Origin of the sequence: Cellulomonas shaoxiangyii (genome assembly GCF_004798685.1) — a bacterium.
GTDB lineage: Bacteria > Actinomycetota > Actinomycetes > Actinomycetales > Cellulomonadaceae > Cellulomonas > Cellulomonas shaoxiangyii.
In genome coordinates, this window is the sequence record NZ_CP039291.1 from 1344486 (window position 1) to 1361406 (window position 16921).

A 16921-nucleotide genomic window follows, 5' to 3' on the forward strand; every position below is an offset into this window, starting at 1 on the left:
ACGAGGACGAGGAGGTGGGGGCGCGGATGCTGACGACGGATCCGCTCGCGGTGCCGCTCGCGCGGGCCACGAACCCGCGGACCGGCAAGGCGCTGGGCAAGCTGGGCCTGGAGACGGCCGAGGACCTGCTGCGGCACTACCCGCGCCGGTACGCGGAGGCGGCGACGCTGACCGACATGACGCGCCTCGCCGTCGGGGAGCACGTCACCGTGGTGGCGGAGGTCGTCCGCACGTCGCTGCGCACCACCGCGCAGGGCAAGGGGCTGCTGCAGTCGACGATCACGGACGGCACGAGCCGGCTCGAGCTGACGTTCTTCGCCACCCACCGGCGCAAGCTCGAGTGGCGTGAGAGCCAGCTGCGCACGGGCCGGCGCGGCCTGTTCACCGGCGTCGTCTCGCTGTACCGGGGGACGCTGCAGCTCATGCACCCCGAGTGCCGCCTGTTCGGTGCGGAGGACGACGTGCAGGACGAGGAGGAGGCGCTGCTCGACGCGAGCCGCCCCATCCCGATCTACCCCGCGTTCGCGGGCTTCGAGTCGTGGAAGGTCGCGCAGGCGGTCCGCACGGTGCTGGACCCGCTGCGCGAGGTCGACGTGCCCGACCCCGTGCCGGACCGCCTGCGCGAGGCGCACGCCCTGCCGACGCTGCTCGAGGCGCTGCGGTTCGTGCACGTCCCCGCCGACGAGGCGGAGTGGCAGCGCGGGCGTGACCGGCTGCGCTACGAGGAGGCGCTCGTGCTGCAGGCGGAGCTGGCGCGCCGACGCGAGCGGGTCGCGCAGGAGGAGGCGGTCGCGCGGCCGCGCCGGGCCGGCGGGCTGCTGGACGCGTTCGACGCGCGGCTGCCCTTCGAGCTCACGGCCGGCCAGCGGACGGTGGGGGAGGAGATCGCGGCGGAGCTAGCCGCGCCGCGGCCGATGCAACGGCTCCTGCAGGGCGAGGTCGGCTCGGGCAAGACCGTCGTGGCCCTGCGCGCGATGCTGCAGGTCGTCGACGCGGGCGGCCAGGCGGCGCTGCTCGCGCCGACGGAGGTGCTCGCCGCGCAGCACGTGCGCACGTTGCGCGCCCTCCTCGGGGACCTCGCCGACGGGGGCTTCCTCGGCGGCGCGGAGAACGCCACGCGCGTCGCCCTGCTGACGGGCTCGCTGCCCGCGGCGGCGCGGCGCGAGGCGCTCCTGGACGCGGCGAGCGGGCGCGCGGGCATCGTCGTGGGCACGCACGCCCTGCTGTCGGAGCACGTGCAGATCGCCGACCTGGGTCTGGTCGTCGTCGACGAGCAGCACCGCTTCGGCGTGGAGCAGCGGGACGCCCTGCGCGCCAAGGCGGCGCGCACGCCGCACACGCTCGTGATGACGGCGACGCCGATCCCGCGCACGGTCGCGATGACCGTGTTCGGGGACCTGGAGACGTCGGTGCTCGACCAGGTGCCGGCGGGCCGGGCCGGCATCACGACGCACGCCGTGCCGGCGGACAACCCGCGCTGGACGGACCGCACGTGGCAGCGGGTGCGCGAGGAGGTCGACCGTGGCGGGCGCGCGTACGTCGTGTGCCCGCGGATCGAGGCGGACGACGCCCCCGGTGGTGCCGCGGACGACGACGAGGGGGCCGACCTGCTCGCCGAGGCCGTGGAGACGGTCGGTGGCGGCGCCGTGCCGCCGCGCCGGCCGCTGCGGGCGGTCACGGAGGTCGCCGAGCAGCTGCGCGCCCGCGCCGACCTCGCGGGGGTCGGGGTCGGGGTGCTGCACGGGCGCATGGCACCGGACGAGAAGGAGCGGGCGTTCGCGGCGTTCGCGTCCGGGGCCGCGCCGGTGCTCGTCTCGACGACCGTCATCGAGGTCGGCGTGGACGTGCCCGACGCGACGGTCATGGTCGTGCTCGACGCCGACCGGTTCGGGCTCTCGCAGCTGCACCAGCTGCGCGGCCGCGTCGGCCGCGGGTCGCGTCCCGGCCTGTGCCTGCTCGTGAGCGCCGCGGAGCCGGGCACGGATGCGCATACCCGCCTCGAGACGCTCGCGAGCACGACCGACGGGTTCCGACTCGCGGCGCTCGACCTCGAGCTGCGGCACGAGGGCGACGTGCTCGGCGCCGCCCAGCACGGACGCGGCAGCTCGTTGCGCCTGCTGCGCGTCACGCGCGACGCCGACGTCATCGACCTCGCGCGCTCCGACGCCCGCGCGCTCGTCGCGGACGACGCCGAGCTCGCGGCGTGGCCCGCGCTGCGCGGCGCGATCGAGCAGCAGCTGGCGGGGGAGCGCGAGGAGTACCTGGACCGCGCGTGACGCCGGACCGGACCCCCGACACCGGCACCGCCCCCGGCACCGGCGCAACTACCCTGGCCGCCATGGCGACACCCGTGGTCCGCGTGCACGACGTCGAGGTGGGCTACGGGGCGACGCCCGTCTGCCCGCCGGTGGCCTTCACGGTCGACGCCGGTCGGGCCGTGGCACTCGTCGGCGCGAACGGCTCGGGCAAGTCCACGGTGCTGAAGACGGTCCTCGGGCTGCTCACACCGCTCGCCGGTCGCGTCGAGGTGCTGGGCCGGCCCGTCGACGAGCGGGAGCCGGAGTTCCGCCGCGAGGTCGCCGGGGTCCTCGACGACGACGCGTACTTCCCCGCGCTGACCGTCGCCGAGCACCTGTACCTGACCGCGCGGGGGCACGGCGTGCTCGACGCGCGCGACCGTGTCGCCGAGCTGCTGACGGAGTTCGGTCTGGCCGAGCACGCGCAGGCGCTGCCGGTCGCGCTCTCCTCGGGGCAGCGCCGCCGGCTGCTCCTGGCCGCCGGCTTCGCCCGTCCGCGCTCGCTGCTCGTGCTCGACGAGCCCGAGCAGCGCCTCGACCGCGGCATGCGCGCCCGGCTCGCCGAGCGGCTGCGCGCGGAGACCGCCGCCGGCGGCGCCGTGCTGCTCGCGACGCACGACGCGGAGCTCGTGCGCGAGGTCTGCGACGCGGCCGTGCACATCGACGACCGGGCCGTCGAGCACGTGACGGCGGACGAGGCCGCGGCGCGCATCGCGCGGGTCGTGCTGTGACGGCCGTCCGCCCGTACGAGACGGGCCCGGTCCCGGCGGCCCGCTCGATCCGCCGGTTCACCACGCAGGCGGCCCGGGCGCACGCCGACGCGCACGTCGGTGCGCTCCTGGCCGACGTCTACTCGGCCGTCCTCAGCGTCGCGGTCGCGGTCGGTTTCGCGCTCGGCGTCGTGCAGCAGCTGCGCGTCGCGCTGCCGCCCGCGCCGGACGTCGCGACGCCGGGCGGGCTGAGCCTGCCCGTCCTCGTGGCGGTGCTGCTGGTGGGCGCGGCCGGTGCCCTCGTGGGGGTGGCCGGCCGGCTCGGGCCGGTCGGCGCGGGTGGGGCCGAGGGCGCGTGGTGGCTGACGCTGCCCGTGCAGCGCCGAGGGCTGCTCCGTCCGGCCGCGGTCCGGCTGCCCGTGCTCGCCGCCCTCGCCGGGGCGGTCGTGGTGGTGCTGCTGGACGCGGGGCTGCTGGCGCGGGCCGGGGCCGAGCTCGTGCGCGGGGCGCTCGTGGGGGCCGCGGGCGCCGCCGCGCTCGTGCTCGCCGCGGCGCTCGTGCAGTCGGCCGGCGTGCCGCGGCGCACGACCGCCCTCGCCGGCGACGCCCTGCTGCTGGCCGCGCCGGTCGCGGCGGCGCTGCTCGTGGCGACGGGCACGGCGCCGGCCACGACGCCCGTCCCGGGCTGGGCGCTGGTCGCCGCGGGCGCCGTGGCCGTCGCGGCGCTGGGGGCCGGCGTCGACGCACGGCTCGGCCGGCTGCCCGCACGCACGGTGCGGGAGAGCGGGTCGGTGGCGACGCAGGCGGTCGGAGCGGTCGTGTCCCTCGACACCCGCGAGCTCGGCCGCGCGCTCGGGGGCGGGACGCTGCGGCCCGCGCGCCGGCGGTCGTCGCGGCTGCGGACCGTGCGGGGGCCGGTCACCGCCCTGGTCACGGCGGACGTCGTCCTGCTGCGGCGGTCGCCGCGCCATCTCGTCCAGGTCGCCGTCGGCGTGCTGGTGCCCGCCCTCGTCACGGTCGTGCCCCAGCTCGCGAGCCCGGTGGGGGTGGTGCTCGCCGTCGTCGTCGGTGGCGCCGCTGCCGCGAGCGCCGGCGCGGAGGGGTCCCGCTGGGCGGAGATGGCGCCGGCCCTGGACCGGGCGCTGCCGTTGCGGCACACGACCGTGCGGCGGCTGCGGATGGTGGTGCCGGCGCTCGTCGCGCTCGTGTGGTCGGCGCTCACGCTCGCCGCCGTCGCGCGCTGGGCCGGCGGCCCGGTCGTCGACTGGCTCGTGCTCGCGCTCGCGTCGACGCCCGTGTGGGCCGCGGCGGCGGTGCGGGCGGCGTACCGGCCGGCGCCGGACTGGGGGAAGAACCTCGTGGCGACACCCGCGGGCGCGGTGCCCGCCGGTGCGTTCGCGGTGGTGGCCCGCGGACCGGACCTCGTGGCCCTGTGCCTGCTGCCGCTGTGGATCGCGATCGGCCTGTCGACGGTCACGACGCCGCTGGTCACCGCGCAGCTCGTGCTGTCCGTGGTGGCGGTCCTCATCGGCTCCTCGACGCACGAGAAGAGCTGGCTCGATCGCACGCTCGAGGGGGCGGACGCGAGCGCCCCCGCGCCCGCGCCGAGCGGGGCGGCGAGGTGACGCGCATCGTGGCCGGCACGGCCGGCGGCCGCACGCTCGTGGTCCCCGCCAAGGGGACGCGGCCGACGAGCGAGCGGGTGCGCGAGGCGCTGTTCTCGCGCCTGGAGCACCTCGACGCCGTCGACGGCGCCCGCGTGCTCGACCTGTACGCCGGCTCCGGTGCGCTCGGCCTCGAGGCCGTGAGCCGCGGGGCCGCGCACGCCGTGCTGGTGGACACCGCCCGGGTCGCCGTGGACGCGTGCCGGCGCAACGTGCGCGCGCTCGACCTCGCCGACCGGGTCGACGTCGTGGCCGACACCGTCGACCGCTACCTCGCGCGGCTCACCGACGGCGCGGTCGACCTGGTCCTGCTGGACCCGCCCTACGACCTGGCGGAGGCCGCCCTCGCGTCGGCCCTCGCGGCAGTCGCCCGGTGCACCGCCCCGGGGGGCGTGGTCGTCGTCGAGCGCTCGACCCGCGCGCCCGCGCCGACCTGGCCGGCACCGCTCACGGCGATCGACGACCGGCGGTACGGCGAGACGCACGTGTGGTTCGGCGAGCGCCCGGCCTGAACGCCGGAGGGACCGACGGCCTACGGGCTCAGGGTCACCCGCGCCCGTGCATGACGGTCAGCCGTGGGCCGTCCACGCCGAGGACGTGGCTGCCGGCCACGGCGAACCCGCGCCGGGCGTAGAACGGCACGTTGTGCGGGTCGCTCGTCGCGAGCCACGGCGTGCCCCGCCACGGGGAGCCCGCCAGCGCCCGCAGGCCGTGCTGCAGCAACACCCCGCCGAGCCCTCGGCCCTGGTAGGCGGGGTGGACCGCGAGGTAGTTGAGGTACGCGCCGGCGTGGGGCGGCGCGTACGCGGCGGTGTCACCCAGCGCCGCGAGGACCTCCTCGGCGCGGGAGGGCCCGACGAGCGCCCGCAGGACGCCTGCCGGCCGGGGGAGGCGCGGCGGCGGCTCGGGGGCCCCGTCCGCGTGCCGCGGGCGCCACGCCGCGACGGCGACCACCTCGTCCGGCCGGTCCGCACCCTCGCCCACCGCCCCGGCGGTGAGCACGTCGACGTACCCGATGTCGACGTAGCGCTCGAGCGCGGGGCCGAGCCACGCGGCGCACGCGTCCTCCCGCGTCGAGCGGACGGGCAGCACCCAGGCCATCAGCGGGTTCTCGGCGTACGCGAGCGCGCACACCGTGCGGATCGCGGGCACGTCGTCGGCCCGTGCCGGCCGCGGGTCGTCCATGGGTGCGGACGCTAGCGCGGCGGCGCGCGCGGGACGACCACCGTGCGGCGTGGCGCCCGCACGGGGGACGGGGCACGACCGGCCGCAGCACGGGGGGCGCCGCACCGGCGCCGGTGCGGCACCTCCACGTTCCGGCACGCGGCGCGCGGGGCGCCCGTCACGTGCCGTCACGGGTCCGTGACGTAGGTTGGCGTGCGTGAGGATCGCGGTGTGCCCCGGGTCGTTCGACCCGCTGACGCTGGGTCATGTGGATGTCGTGCGACGTGCCCGCGCCCTGTTCGACGAGGTCGTGGTGGCGGTCGCGCACAACTCCACCAAGCAGCCGCTGCTGACCGCGGACGAGCGCGTCGCGCTCGCGGCCGAGGCGCTGGCGGGCGTCGACGGGGTGCGCGTCGTCGGCACGCGCGGCCTGCTCGCGGACCTCGTGCGTGACGTCGGCGCCGTGGCGCTGGTCAAGGGTTTGCGCGGCGGGGCGGACGTCGACGCCGAGGTGCCGATGGCGCTCATGAACCGGCACCTGTCGGGCGTGGAGACGGTCTTCGTGCTGGGGGACCCGGCGCTGGCGCATATCGCGTCGTCGCTGGTCAAGGACGTGGCGCGGCACGGGGGTCGGATCGACGACCTCGTGCCCGCGCCGGTGGCGGCAGCGGTGCACCGCGCGCTCGACGCGCGGGCCCGCCAGGGAGGGGACGGACGATGACGGAGCAGACCGACCGCGGGGTCGACGAGGAGCGCACGGGCGGCGTGGCGGGGGTGCTCGACGCCATCGAGCAGGCGGTGCTGGAGGCGCGGGCCATGCCCATGTCGTCGTCGGTGCTGGTCAACCGCGCGGAGATCCTGGAGCTGGTGGAGCAGGTGCGCGCGGCGCTGCCGGCGCAGCTGCAGCGGGCCGACGCGGTGCTGGCCGACGCGGACGCGGCGCGCGCGGCGGCCCACGCCGAGGCCGAGTCGCTGGTCACCCGTGCCCGGGCGCGCGCGGCCGAGCTGGTCGAGCAGGAGGCCGTCGTGGCGCAGGCCCAGGCGCGGGCGGCGCAGATCGTGGCGGACGCGCAGGAGACCGCCGACGGGCTGCGGCGCGACGCCGACGACTACTGCGACCGGCGGCTCGCCGACTTCGAGATCGACCTGGGCAAGGTCCTGAGCCAGGTGCAGGGCGGCCGCGCGAAGCTCGCGGGCCGCCTGCAGCCGGGCGAGGGCGGCTGACCCGTTCCGTCGTCGGCGGGCAGCCGACCGGGGGCACCTCGTGGTTTGGGCAGCCCGCGGCGGTGCCGTACAGTTGTCGGTTGGTCCGGCCGGTCGCGGCGGGGCCGACTCGTCATCACACCGCACCACACCGTCCGGCGCGCCCGCGTGCCGGACGGGCCACAGGAATGAGGGGACCGGACCGTGCGTTCTGCCCGCCTCGATCCCCGTTCGCCGTTCGTGCTCGACACCCTCGAGCTCGGCCGACGTCCGGGATCGACGCGTACGGTGCCGCGGACGGTGCCCGCACCCGACGAGCTCGGCACCGCGATGATCGGCGTCCCCTCCGGGAGCGACCTCGAGCTGGACCTCCGGCTCGAGGCCGTCATGGAGGGGGTCCTGGTCACCGGCTCGATCCGCGGCGAGGCCGTCGGGGAGTGCGTGCGGTGCCTGGAGCGTGTGGTCGAGCCTCTCGACGTCACGCTGCAGGAGCTGTACGTCTACCCTGAGCGTGCGCAGGCCGCGGCCGCGGAGGGTGACGACGACGAGGACGTGCGCGAGCTGGAGGACGACCTCGTCGACCTCGAGCCCGCGCTGCGGGACACGATCGTGACCGCGCTGCCGTTCCGGCCCCTGTGCGGGCCGGACTGCCCGGGCCTGTGCTCGGAGTGCGGCGCGCGGCTCGCGGACGACCCGGACCACCAGCACGACACGATCGACCCTCGATGGGCCGCTCTCGGCGGCCTGACGAGCACTGACGACGAACAGAGAGAGAGCTGACCGTGGCGGTTCCGAAGCGCAAGATGTCGCGCAGCAACACCCGTGCGCGTCGCTCGCAGTGGAAGACCACTGCCACGACGCTCACGACCTGCCCCCAGTGCAAGGCGCACATGCAGCCGCACATCGCCTGCCCGTCCTGCGGTGCCTACAACGGCCGCCGGTACGCGGAGGCCGTGCGCAGCGAGCACGAGGCGAGCTGACCCACCGGCCCGATGACCGGCACACCTGACGCCCCGCGCGGCGCGCGTGCGGTCTCGGCTGCCGACTCGCTCCTCGAGAAGCTCGGGGTCCGTCTGGACCCCGAGCTTCTCGTGCTCGCGCTGACGCACCGGTCGTTCGCGCACGAGGCGGGTGGCATCCCGACCAACGAGCGCCTCGAGTTCCTCGGTGACACCGTCCTGGGGCTCGTGGTCACCGAGCACCTCTACCGCGCGTACCCCGATCTGTCCGAGGGCGACCTCGCGAAGATGCGGGCCGCGACGGTGTCGCAGCGTGCGCTCGCACGCGTGGCGCGCACCCTGGACCTCGGCGCGTACCTCCTGCTCGGCAAGGGCGAGCTCGCCACCGGTGGTGCGGACAAGGACTCGATCCTGTCCGACACGCTCGAGGCGCTGTTCGGCGCGGTCTACCTGTCCCACGGCCTCGAGACGGCGCGCGGCCTCGTCGACCGCCTCGTCAGCGCGACGCTCGAGGCGGCTGCGGACCTCGGCGCCGGTCTCGACTGGAAGACCTCGCTGCAGGAGCTGTCCGCGCTGCTCGGGCTCGGCGCGCCGACGTACGACGTCACCGGCGAGGGCCCCGACCACGCCCGCACGTTCACCGCGCACGCCGTGGTGGGCGGCGAGGTCCGCGGCAGCGGGACCGGCTCGGCGAAGAAGCTCGCCGAGCAGGAGGCCGCCGCCGCGGCGTACGCGACGCTGTCCGCCGCGCGGGACGCCGCGGCAGCCGCGACCGGCACGGGTACCGCCGGGGCCTGACGCCGTGCCCGAGCTCCCCGAGGTCGAGACGGTCCGCGACGGCCTCGCCCGGCACGTGCTGGGACGGACCGTCGTCGACGTGACGGTGCACCGCGACTACTCGGTGCGTCGCCACGACGGTGGCCCGGGCGACTTCGCGGCCCGCCTCCGGGGGCGGCGGCTCGACGCCGCGGTGCGGCGGGGCAAGTTCCTGTGGCTCCTGCTCGACGAGGGTCCGGGCCGGGGCGACGACGCCCTCATGGCGCACCTCGGCATGAGCGGGCAGCTGCTGGTCCGCGGCCCGTCCGCCGACGCCCGCGCCACCGACGCGGGCCCCGAGCCCGGCCTCGACCCCGTCGCGACCCCGGGGCCCGCGGGCTGGGTCGAGCACCCCCACCTGCGCGTCCGGATCGCGCTCGACGACGGCTCCGCGCTGGACTTCGTCGACCAGCGCACGTTCGGTCACCTCTCCGTCCCGGACCTGGTCGCCACGCCCGACGGACGCCCCGGCGGACGCGGCTCCGACCGGGCGGTCGTCCCCTCGCCCGTCGCGCACATCGCGCGCGACCTGCTCGACCCCGCGCTCGACCGGCCGGCCCTCGTCGACGCGGTGCGGCGGCGGCGGACGGGGCTGAAGCGCGCGCTGCTCGACCAGACGCTCGTGAGCGGCATCGGCAACATCTACGCCGACGAGGCGCTGTGGCGGGCGCGCCTGCACTACGCCCGTGCGACCGACACGCTGCGCCGCCCGGAGGTGGGCCGGGCGCTCGACGGCGCCACCGAGGTGATGACGGCGGCCCTCGCCGCGGGCGGAACGAGCTTCGACGCGCTCTACGTCAACGTGAACGGCGCGTCCGGGTACTTCGACCGGTCGCTCGCGGTGTACGGCCAGGACGGGCGCCCGTGCCCCCGGTGCGGCACGGCGGTGCGGCGCGACGAGTTCATGAGCCGCTCGTCGTACACCTGCCCGCGCTGCCAGCCGCGCCCGCGTCACGGCCGCTGGTAGCGGCGGGCCGCACCGACGCGCGCGGTGGGACGGGTCCCGATCCCGCGGCGCCCGTCCCTCGCTCGTCGCCCGACGTGCTCGGTGCTCGGTGCTCAGCGCCGATCAGCGCTCACGTGCTCCGCGCTCGACGACGTTGCGCAGCGGCCGCCCGGCGACGAAGCGCGCGACGTTGTCGGCGACCAGCTCCGTCCAGCCGACGGGCCGGCCCCCGGCCGCGTGCGGGCTGACGAGCACGCGCGGCTCGTCCCACAGCGGCGACGACGCGGGCAGCGGCTCGGTCGCGACCACGTCGAGCGCCGCCCCGGCGAGCCGCTCCTCGCGCACGGCGGCCAGGAGGGCGTCCTCGTCGAGCGTGCTGCCCCGGCCGGCGTTGACGACCCACGCACGGGCGGGCAGCAGCCCCAGCACGCGGGCGTCGACGGCGTGCCGCGTCGCGGGCAGGTCGGGCAGGAGCGTGACGAGGACGTCCGTGCCGGGCAGGAGGTCCGCGAGGGCGTCCGGCGTGACGACGGGGAAGCCGTGGCGCTCCCCGGCGGTGCGGGCCACGCCGGTGACGTCGGCGCCGAGCGCGTGCAGCAGGGGTGCGAGGCGGGCGGCGATCGAGCCGAAGCCCCAGACGGTGACGTGCGCGTCGAGCAGCGTGCGCACCTCGCCGGGCGGGTGCAGCGGCTGCAGCCCGCCGAGCTCCCCGGCCCACCGGTGGGCGTCGTGCGCGCGGACGAGGTCGGGGACCCGGCGCACGCACGCCAGCACGAGCGCCAGCACGTGCTCGGCCACCGTGGCGTCGTGCAGCCCGCGCCCGTTCGTCACGACGACGTCGTCGGCGAAGCCCGCCGCCAGCACGGCGTCGGGCCCGGCGGCGAGGGTCTGCACCCACCGGGCGCGCCGCGCGGCGGCGGCCAGCTCGGCGAGCCGGTCGCCCGGGTTGCCCCACACGACGAGCGCGTCGGCGTCGGCGGCCTCGGGGGGCGGGGGAGCGGAGACGTCGTACGGCACGGCGCGGACGCCCGCGGGCAGGCGCGGCACGCCGTCGGCCGTGGTGGGCAGCATGATCGTCGTCATGGCTCGATACGATGCCATCGTGTCCGCCACCAGCCAGTCGACGCCGCCCGTCCCGGACGCGCGCCAGAGCCCCGTGACCGTGATGATCGTCGACGACCACGAGGTCGTGCGGCGCGGGATCGCGGAGGTGGTCGAGCGGACGGACGGCATGACGGTCGTCGCCGAGGCCGGCTCCGTCGCCGACGGCGTCCGGCGGGCGGCGCTCGTGCGCCCGCAGGTCATGCTCGTCGACCTGCAGCTGCCCGACGGCACCGGCATCGACCTGCTCACCGCCGTGCGGGAGCAGGTGCCGACCGCCCGCGCCATCGTCCTGACCTCGTTCGACGACGACGACGCCCTCGCGGCGGCGCTGGAGGCGGGTGCGGTGGCGTACCTGCTCAAGAGCGTGCGGGGCGCCGAGATCACCGACGTCATCCGCGCGGTCGCCGCCGGGCGCACGCTCCTCGACGAGCGGACCGTCGCGCGCCGGCGCGCCGGGCACGAGGACCCGACGGAGAGCCTGACGCCGAGCGAGCTGCGCGTCCTCGACCTCATCGGCGAGGGCATGTCCAACCGGGAGATCGCCGAACGCCTCGGCGTCGCCGAGAAGACGGTGAAGAACCACATCACGTCGCTGCTGGCCAAGATGGGTCTGCAGCGCCGCACGCAGGTGGCGGCGTGGGTCGCGTCCCGCAAGCACGCCGGCTGGCGGTCCGAGCCCGGGCACTGACGCCCCGGGGCCCGCCGGCCCGGGAGCCGTGCTCAGTCGAGGGGCGCCTGCCACGTCAGCAGGGCCCCGCGCCCGCTCGGTGCGGCTCCGAGCGTGAACGTGCCGCCGTGCTGACGCGCCCGCGACGCGAGGTTCCCCGTGCCGGAGCTGCGGTCGCGCACGGCCGGCAGACCGGCCCCGTCGTCCTCGACCTCCACCTCGACGGACCCGCTCGGCCCGCGTCCGCGCACGGCGACGCGCACGGCCACGGACGACGCGTGCGCGTGCCGGGCCGCGTTCGCGAGCCCCTCGCGCACGACTGCGACGACGTCGTCGGTGAGGTCGGCGTCGAGCCGCTCGTCGAGGAGGTCCTCCTCGACGCCGTCACCGGAGGTGAGCGGCCGGCCGTCCAGCGTGAGCAGGAGCGAGGGCGCGAACCCGAGGCCCGTGCGCGCGAGCGACGTCTCGCGTCGCAGCCGCTCGACCAGGCCCGTGGCGGCGTCCGGGTCACGCAGGGCGTAGACGATCTGGCGGATCTGGCGCACGGAGCTGTCGACGTTGTCGAGCGCCTCCTCGACGATGTCCGTCAGCGCGCTCGCGTCGACGCCGCGCGCCGCGCGGCGTCGCACCGTCTCGAGCTGCATGCCGGTCGCGAAGAGCTGCTGGATGGCGAGGTCGTGCAGGTCGCGCGCGATGCGCTCGCGCTCGTCGAGGAGGGCGGCGACGTCCTGCGCGTGCCGCGCCTCGGCGAGCACGTACGCGAGCGCGGCCTGCGACGCGAAGGACTGCGCGGTGGCGAGGTCGCTCTCGTCGAACGGCGTCGAGCCGATGCGCCGCAGCAGCACGAGCACGCCGACGCCCCGCCCGGACGACTGCAGGGGAGCGAACATCGCCGGCCCGAACGTGCGCATCTGGTCGACCTTGACCGTCCGCGACGCGCTCAGCGAGGGCGTGAGCAGGCCGACGCCCTCCTCGAGCGCGGTCCACGCGCGGCCGTCCCGCGGCATGACGAGACCCGTCAGCTCGTCGGCGTGGTACCCCTCCACGAGCTCGAGGTACAGCTCGCCGCCCATGCCGGGCAGTGCGAGGGCGGCCGTGTCCGCGCCGGCGACCTGGCGCGCGGTGCGGGCGATGTGCGCGAGCGCGTCCTCCTCGTCGATGCCCTCGAGCAGCATCGTCGTGATCTCCTGCCCCGCGCGCAGCCAGTGCTCGCGCCGCTCCGCGTCGGCGTAGAGGCGCGCGTTCGCGACGGCGACGCCGGCGGCGGCCGCGAGGGCCACCACCATCTCCTCGTCGTGCGCGTCGAACGGGCCGCCCTGCTTCTCCGAGAGGTACAGCTGCCCGTACACGTGCTCGCCCACCTTCACGGACGCACCGAGGAACGGCCCCATCGGCGGGTGGTGCGCCGGCCAGCCCCGGAACGCGGGGTGCTTCGTGAGGTCCTCCAGGCGCAGCGCGCCGTCGACCGGGATCTGCCCCAGCACACCGTGCGCGTGCGGGGGGTGCGCGAGCATGCGGGCGACGGCCGTGGGCACGCCCGTGTAGACGAAGGTGGTCGACGTGCCGGTCTCGTCGAGGACGTTGATCGCGCCGTAGCGCGCCTGCGTCAGCTCGGCGCTGACCTGCACGAAGCGCTCGAGGACGGCGGGCAGGTCGAGCTGGCCGGCGACGGCGAGGATCGCGTTGAGCAGGTCGGTCAGGGCGTCGCCGGTCAGCGGCGCGGGCGTCCCGGTGACCTCGGTGAGCACCCCGTGGTCGAACGGCACCCCGACGGGGTGGGCCGCCGGCGAGCCCGGCGGGACGTGCCGCGGCTCGACCTGCCGCGGCTGGACCCCTCCCGCGCTCACGCGTCCACCCTGCTCGTCGGGCCGGTCGGGCCGGTCGCGGTCGCGTCGGTCGTGCGCTCGGACTCCACGGCCTCACGGTAGCCCCGCACCTCGGCGAGGAGCCGCTCGTGCGTGCCGCGCGCGGCGACGCGGCCGTCCTGCAGCCACAGCACCTCGTCGGCGGACGCCAGCGTGGCGAGGCGGTGCGTGACCACGAGGACGCCCCGGCGGGCGCCGGCCCGGGTGGGCGGCAGGTGCCACACGCGGTCGAGGAGCGCGTCGGCGGTGGCGGGGTCGAGGTGCTCGGCGGGCTCGTCGACGAGCAGCAGGGGGGCGTCGGACACGAGCGCGCGGGCCAGCAGCAGGCGCCGGCGCTCGCCCCCGGAGACGGTGCGGCCGTCGGGGCCGAGGAGCGTGCCGAACCCGTCGGGCAGGGCGGCGAGCCAGTCGCCGAGGCCGGCGCGCGCCAGCGCCTGCGCGGCCTCCGCCTCGGTGACGTCGCCGCGCGCGACGCGGAGGTTCTCGAGCACGGTGGTGCCGAAGACGTGTGCGTCCTCGGTGGTCGCGACGGCCGCCCGGACGACGCGCTCGCGCGGCAGGTCCGCGAGGTCGGTCCCGTCGAGCCGCACGGCGCCCGCGACCGGGGGGAGCAGCCCGGCCAGCGTGAGCAGCAGGGTCGACTTGCCCGCGCCGCTCGGGCCGACGACCGCGACGCGACGCCCGGGGGCGAGCGTGAGGTCGACACCGCCGACGGCGGCCGGGCGGGCGGGCCATCCCGCGGTGAGGCCGGTGGCGACCAGGTGCGGGTCCGTGGTCGCGTCGCTCGCCGGCGGGACCGGGGTCGCCGGGACGGGCGCCGCCGGTCCCGCGTCGTCGAGGAGCGCGAGGACGCGCGCGGCGGCGGCGCGCGAGCGCTGGACCTGCACCGCCGCCGCCGGCAGCACCGACGTGGCCTCGAAGGCCGCGAGCGGTGTGAGCACGACCACCGCGAGCTCCACCGGCGCGAGCAGGCCCGCCCCGACGGCCGGGACGCCCGTCACCAGCGCCGCGACGACGGCCAGGCCGACGGCGAGCTGCCCGACGGCCGCCGCCAGGGCCGCCGGGCGCGCGCCGGCGTCCGCTGCGGCGGCGAGGCGACGGTCGGCGTCGCGCAGCGCGTCGAGCTCGGCGTCCAGCCGGCCGGAGACCGCGAGCGGCCCGGCGTCGTCGAGGATGCCCAGGGCGGCGGCGGTCATGTCGGCGCGCGCGCGCACGCCGTGCTCCTCGGCGCGGCGCGCGCCGACCGCGGTCGCCCACGGCGCGACGACGCCCGCCAGCAGCAGGCACCCGGCGAGGGCGACGCCGGCGGGCGGCCAGAACAGCCCCATCGCGACGCTGGTCCCGACGCCGAGCACCGCGGCGACCGCCGCCGGCAGGAGCCCGCGGACGACGACGTCACCGACGGCGTCGACGTCCGCGCCGACGCGCGCGAGCAGGTCGCCGCGGCGCACCCCGAGGACCGCCTCCGGGCGTCCGGCCGCCAGCCGCGCGTACAGCGTCGTGCGCAGCGCGACCATGCCCCGCAGCGCGACGTCGTGGGAGACGAGGCGCTCGAGGTAGCGCAGCACGCCGCGGCCGATGCCGAACGTGCGCACGGCGACGGTCGCGACGGACAGCGTCAGCACGGGCGGCATCTGCGAGGCGCGCGCGATGAGCCACGCGGAGACGGCGGCGAGCGCGACCGCGCAGCCGAGCGCGAGCGTGCCGAGGAGAACGGCCAGCGCGACCCGGCGGGGGTCGGGGTCGAGGAGGCGGACGGCCCGGCGCAGCGTGCCCCGCGGTGGCCGGGTCGTGGCCGCCGGTCCGGTGGCGGACCCGTGGTCGGCGGCGACCGGGCGCGGGACGGAGCCGGGCCTCACGGGGCGCCCACCGGCACGGCGTCGGCGCCCGCGTCGGCGACCGCGACGACGTCGTCGGCCCGCGCCACGAGGCTCGGGCGGTGCGCCACGAGCAGCACCGCGCTGCCCGCCTCGCGCAGGGCGTCCAGCGTGTCGAGGACGACCCGCTCACCGGCCGCGTCGAGGTGCGCCGTCGGCTCGTCGAGGACCACGACGGCGGTGGGGCGCAGCAGCGCCCGCGTGAGCGCCAGCCGCTGGCGCTGGCCCACGCTGAGCCCGCTGCCCCCGGCGCCGAGCACCGTCGCCCAGCCGTCCGGCAGCCCGGCGACGACGGCGTCGAGGCCGGTGCGGGCGGCGGCGCGGTCGCGCTCGGCCGGGGCGGGGGAGCCGAGCAGGGCGTCGAGGGTGCCGGGCTCGAGCACGGGCCGCTGGGGCAGCCACGTCACCTGGCGCCAGTACGTCGCGGGGTCGACGTCGGCGACGTCGACGGAGGTGCCGTCCGCGGCCACGAGCCGGACGGCGCCGGCGTCCGGCGCGAGCAGACCGAGGACTGCCTCGACGGTCGTCGTCTTCCCGGCGCCGGACGGCCCGACGAGCGCCACGACGCGGCCGGGTCGCAGGGTCAGGTCCACCCCCGCGGGCGCCCAGCCGGTGCGTGCCCGCACACCGAGCCCGTGCACCTCCACCGCGCCGCGCGCGAGGTCCGGCGCCGTGACGCGGCCACGTGGGGGCAGCGGCGCGTCCAGCACCGCGAACGCGCGGTCGGCTGCGGCCACCCCGTCGGTCGACGCGTGGAACTGCGCGCCGACCTGGCGCAGCGGCGCGTACACCTCGGGCGCGAGGACCAGCACGGCGAGGCCGGTCACGAGGTCCATGCCCCCGTGCACCAGCCGGAGCCCGACGCCGACGGCGACCACGGCGACCGACAGCGTGGTGAGCAGCTCGAGCACCATGCCGGACAGGAAGGCGATGCGCAGGGTGCCGGCGGTCGCGCGCCGGTGGGCGTCGCCGAGCGCTCGTACGCGCGCCTCCGGGCCGCGCTCGCGGCCGAACGCCCGCAGCGTCGGCAGGCCGGCGAGCAGGTCGAGCACCTGGGAGCCGAGCCGTTCCATGGCCGCCAGCCCGCGGGCCGACCGGCCCTGCGTCATGACGCCGACGAGCCACATGAAGACGGGGACGAGGGGCAGCGTCCCGGCGAGCACGGCGAAGGAGACCCAGTCGAGCCGGAGCGCGACGAGCAGGGTCGCGGGCGTCAGCGTGGCGGCGAGGACCAGCTGCGGCAGGTACCGGACGAAGTACGGCTCGAGCGCCTCCAGGCCCCGCGTCGCGAGGGTGACGAGCGCCGCGCCGTCGTGGTCCGGCGACCGCCGAGGGCCGGTCGCGGCGGCGTGCGCGACGACGCGCTCCCGCAGCTCGGCGACGGCACGCGTCGCGGCCCGGTGCGCGTACCGCTCCTGCACCCCGGCGACGACGGTGCGCGCGGCGACGACCGCGACGAGCCACCCCACGAGGGGTGCGACGGCGGCCGGTGACGCCCCGCCGGCCACCGCCGACCCGAGCGCGTGCGCGAGCAGCAGGGCCTGGGCGACCACGAGGCCGCCCGTCAGCAGGCCGAGCGCGACGGTGAGGGCCAGGTAGCCGCGGGCGGCGTGCGCGTACCGCAGCAGGCGGGGGTCCAGCGGCTTCAC

Annotated in this window: 16 protein-coding genes; 11 read left to right on the top strand and 5 right to left on the bottom strand. The window is 77.6% G+C overall.

The genetic code is table 11. The features are described from left to right. The first annotated feature begins 26 nt into the window (after positions 1 to 26). From E5225_RS06105 to rsmD, 4 genes are all read left to right on the top strand, one after another. Positions 27 to 2276 (top strand): ATP-dependent DNA helicase RecG, encoded by a 2250-nt coding sequence (locus tag E5225_RS06105; protein WP_135975496.1) that lies wholly within the window; start codon positions 27 to 29, stop codon positions 2274 to 2276. Between the two features lie 62 nt (positions 2277 to 2338). Further along, positions 2339 to 3028, top strand: coding sequence for an ABC transporter ATP-binding protein (locus E5225_RS06110; protein ID WP_135975494.1), 690 nt, complete (start codon positions 2339 to 2341; stop codon positions 3026 to 3028). Further along, positions 3025 to 4632, top strand: a complete 1608-nt coding sequence (locus tag E5225_RS06115) for a DUF6297 family protein (protein WP_136225349.1) — start codon at positions 3025 to 3027, stop codon at positions 4630 to 4632. Before E5225_RS06110 ends, E5225_RS06115 begins: the two co-directional genes overlap by 4 nt. Beyond that, positions 4629 to 5183: a 16S rRNA (guanine(966)-N(2))-methyltransferase RsmD gene (gene rsmD / locus E5225_RS06120; protein ID WP_135974711.1), complete on the top strand. Its 555-nt coding sequence runs from the start codon at positions 4629 to 4631 to the stop codon at positions 5181 to 5183. The genes E5225_RS06115 and rsmD overlap by 4 nt, the downstream gene beginning before the upstream one ends. Positions 5184 to 5217: 34 nt before the next feature. On the opposite strand, the gene E5225_RS06125 is transcribed toward rsmD, so the two are convergent. Next, positions 5218 to 5856, bottom strand: a complete 639-nt coding sequence (locus tag E5225_RS06125) for a GNAT family N-acetyltransferase (RefSeq protein ID WP_135974710.1) — start codon at positions 5854 to 5856, stop codon at positions 5218 to 5220. Between the two features lie 196 nt (positions 5857 to 6052). Here E5225_RS06125 and coaD point away from each other — a divergent pair, with 196 nt between their 5' ends. The 6 genes from coaD (at position 6053) to mutM (ending at position 9780) form a co-directional block, all read left to right on the top strand. Next, positions 6053 to 6556, top strand: a complete 504-nt coding sequence (gene coaD, locus E5225_RS06130) for a pantetheine-phosphate adenylyltransferase (RefSeq protein ID WP_135974708.1) — start codon at positions 6053 to 6055, stop codon at positions 6554 to 6556. Further along, positions 6553 to 7059 (top strand): hypothetical protein, encoded by a 507-nt coding sequence (locus tag E5225_RS06135; RefSeq protein WP_135974706.1) that lies wholly within the window; start codon positions 6553 to 6555, stop codon positions 7057 to 7059. Before coaD ends, E5225_RS06135 begins: the two co-directional genes overlap by 4 nt. Before the next feature lie 219 nt (positions 7060 to 7278). Then, entirely contained in the window at positions 7279 to 7818 is a 540-nt protein-coding gene (locus tag E5225_RS06140) for a YceD family protein (RefSeq protein WP_243738363.1), read from the top strand. Positions 7819 to 7820: 2 nt separating this feature from the next. Beyond that, positions 7821 to 8018, top strand: a complete 198-nt coding sequence (rpmF, locus tag E5225_RS06145) for a 50S ribosomal protein L32 (protein WP_135974702.1) — start codon at positions 7821 to 7823, stop codon at positions 8016 to 8018. Positions 8019 to 8030: 12 nt separating this feature from the next. Further along, positions 8031 to 8795 carry a ribonuclease III gene (gene rnc, locus E5225_RS06150; RefSeq protein WP_135974700.1) on the top strand — a complete coding sequence of 255 codons (765 nt, stop codon included), beginning with the start codon at positions 8031 to 8033 and terminating at the stop codon, positions 8793 to 8795. Positions 8796 to 8799: 4 nt separating this feature from the next. Continuing rightward, positions 8800 to 9780 (top strand): bifunctional DNA-formamidopyrimidine glycosylase/DNA-(apurinic or apyrimidinic site) lyase, encoded by a 981-nt coding sequence (gene mutM, locus E5225_RS06155; protein ID WP_135974698.1) that lies wholly within the window; start codon positions 8800 to 8802, stop codon positions 9778 to 9780. Positions 9781 to 9882: 102 nt separating this feature from the next. Here mutM and E5225_RS06160 read toward each other — a convergent pair whose 3' ends face one another. Next, entirely contained in the window at positions 9883 to 10842 is a 960-nt protein-coding gene (locus E5225_RS06160) for an NAD(P)-dependent oxidoreductase (protein ID WP_135974697.1), read from the bottom strand. 82 nt (positions 10843 to 10924) lie between these two features. Between E5225_RS06160 and E5225_RS06165 the strand changes: the two genes are divergently transcribed. Continuing rightward, positions 10925 to 11551, top strand: coding sequence for a response regulator (locus tag E5225_RS06165; protein ID WP_135974713.1), 627 nt, complete (start codon positions 10925 to 10927; stop codon positions 11549 to 11551). Between the two features lie 32 nt (positions 11552 to 11583). Here the strand turns inward: E5225_RS06165 and E5225_RS06170 are convergent, their stop codons facing one another. From E5225_RS06170 to cydD, 3 genes are read right to left on the bottom strand one after another with little or no spacing between them, the layout of a single operon-like run. After that, entirely contained in the window at positions 11584 to 13377 is a 1794-nt protein-coding gene (locus E5225_RS06170; protein ID WP_135974696.1) for a sensor histidine kinase, read from the bottom strand. Further along, positions 13374 to 15254: a thiol reductant ABC exporter subunit CydC gene (gene cydC / locus E5225_RS06175; protein WP_135974694.1), complete on the bottom strand. Its 1881-nt coding sequence runs from the start codon at positions 15252 to 15254 to the stop codon at positions 13374 to 13376. Before cydC ends, E5225_RS06170 begins: the two co-directional genes overlap by 4 nt. Continuing rightward, entirely contained in the window at positions 15251 to 16921 is a 1671-nt protein-coding gene (gene cydD / locus E5225_RS06180; protein WP_135974692.1) for a thiol reductant ABC exporter subunit CydD, read from the bottom strand. The genes cydC and cydD overlap by 4 nt, the downstream gene beginning before the upstream one ends.

What these genes read in the sequence shown, in the direction of transcription:
- E5225_RS06105 (WP_135975496.1), top strand. Translation starts at nt 27, where the DNA reads ATGCTGACGACGGATCCGCTCGCGGTGCCGCTCGCGCGGGCCACGAAC.
- E5225_RS06110 (WP_135975494.1), top strand. Translation starts at nt 2,339, where the DNA reads ATGGCGACACCCGTGGTCCGCGTGCACGACGTCGAGGTGGGCTACGGG.
- E5225_RS06125 (WP_135974710.1), bottom strand. Translation starts at nt 5,856, where the DNA reads ATGGACGACCCGCGGCCGGCACGGGCCGACGACGTGCCCGCGATCCGC.
- E5225_RS06135 (WP_135974706.1), top strand. Translation starts at nt 6,553, where the DNA reads ATGACGGAGCAGACCGACCGCGGGGTCGACGAGGAGCGCACGGGCGGC.
- rnc (WP_135974700.1), top strand. Translation starts at nt 8,031, where the DNA reads ATGACCGGCACACCTGACGCCCCGCGCGGCGCGCGTGCGGTCTCGGCT.
- E5225_RS06160 (WP_135974697.1), bottom strand. Translation starts at nt 10,842, where the DNA reads ATGACGACGATCATGCTGCCCACCACGGCCGACGGCGTGCCGCGCCTG.
- E5225_RS06165 (WP_135974713.1), top strand. Translation starts at nt 10,925, where the DNA reads ATGATCGTCGACGACCACGAGGTCGTGCGGCGCGGGATCGCGGAGGTG.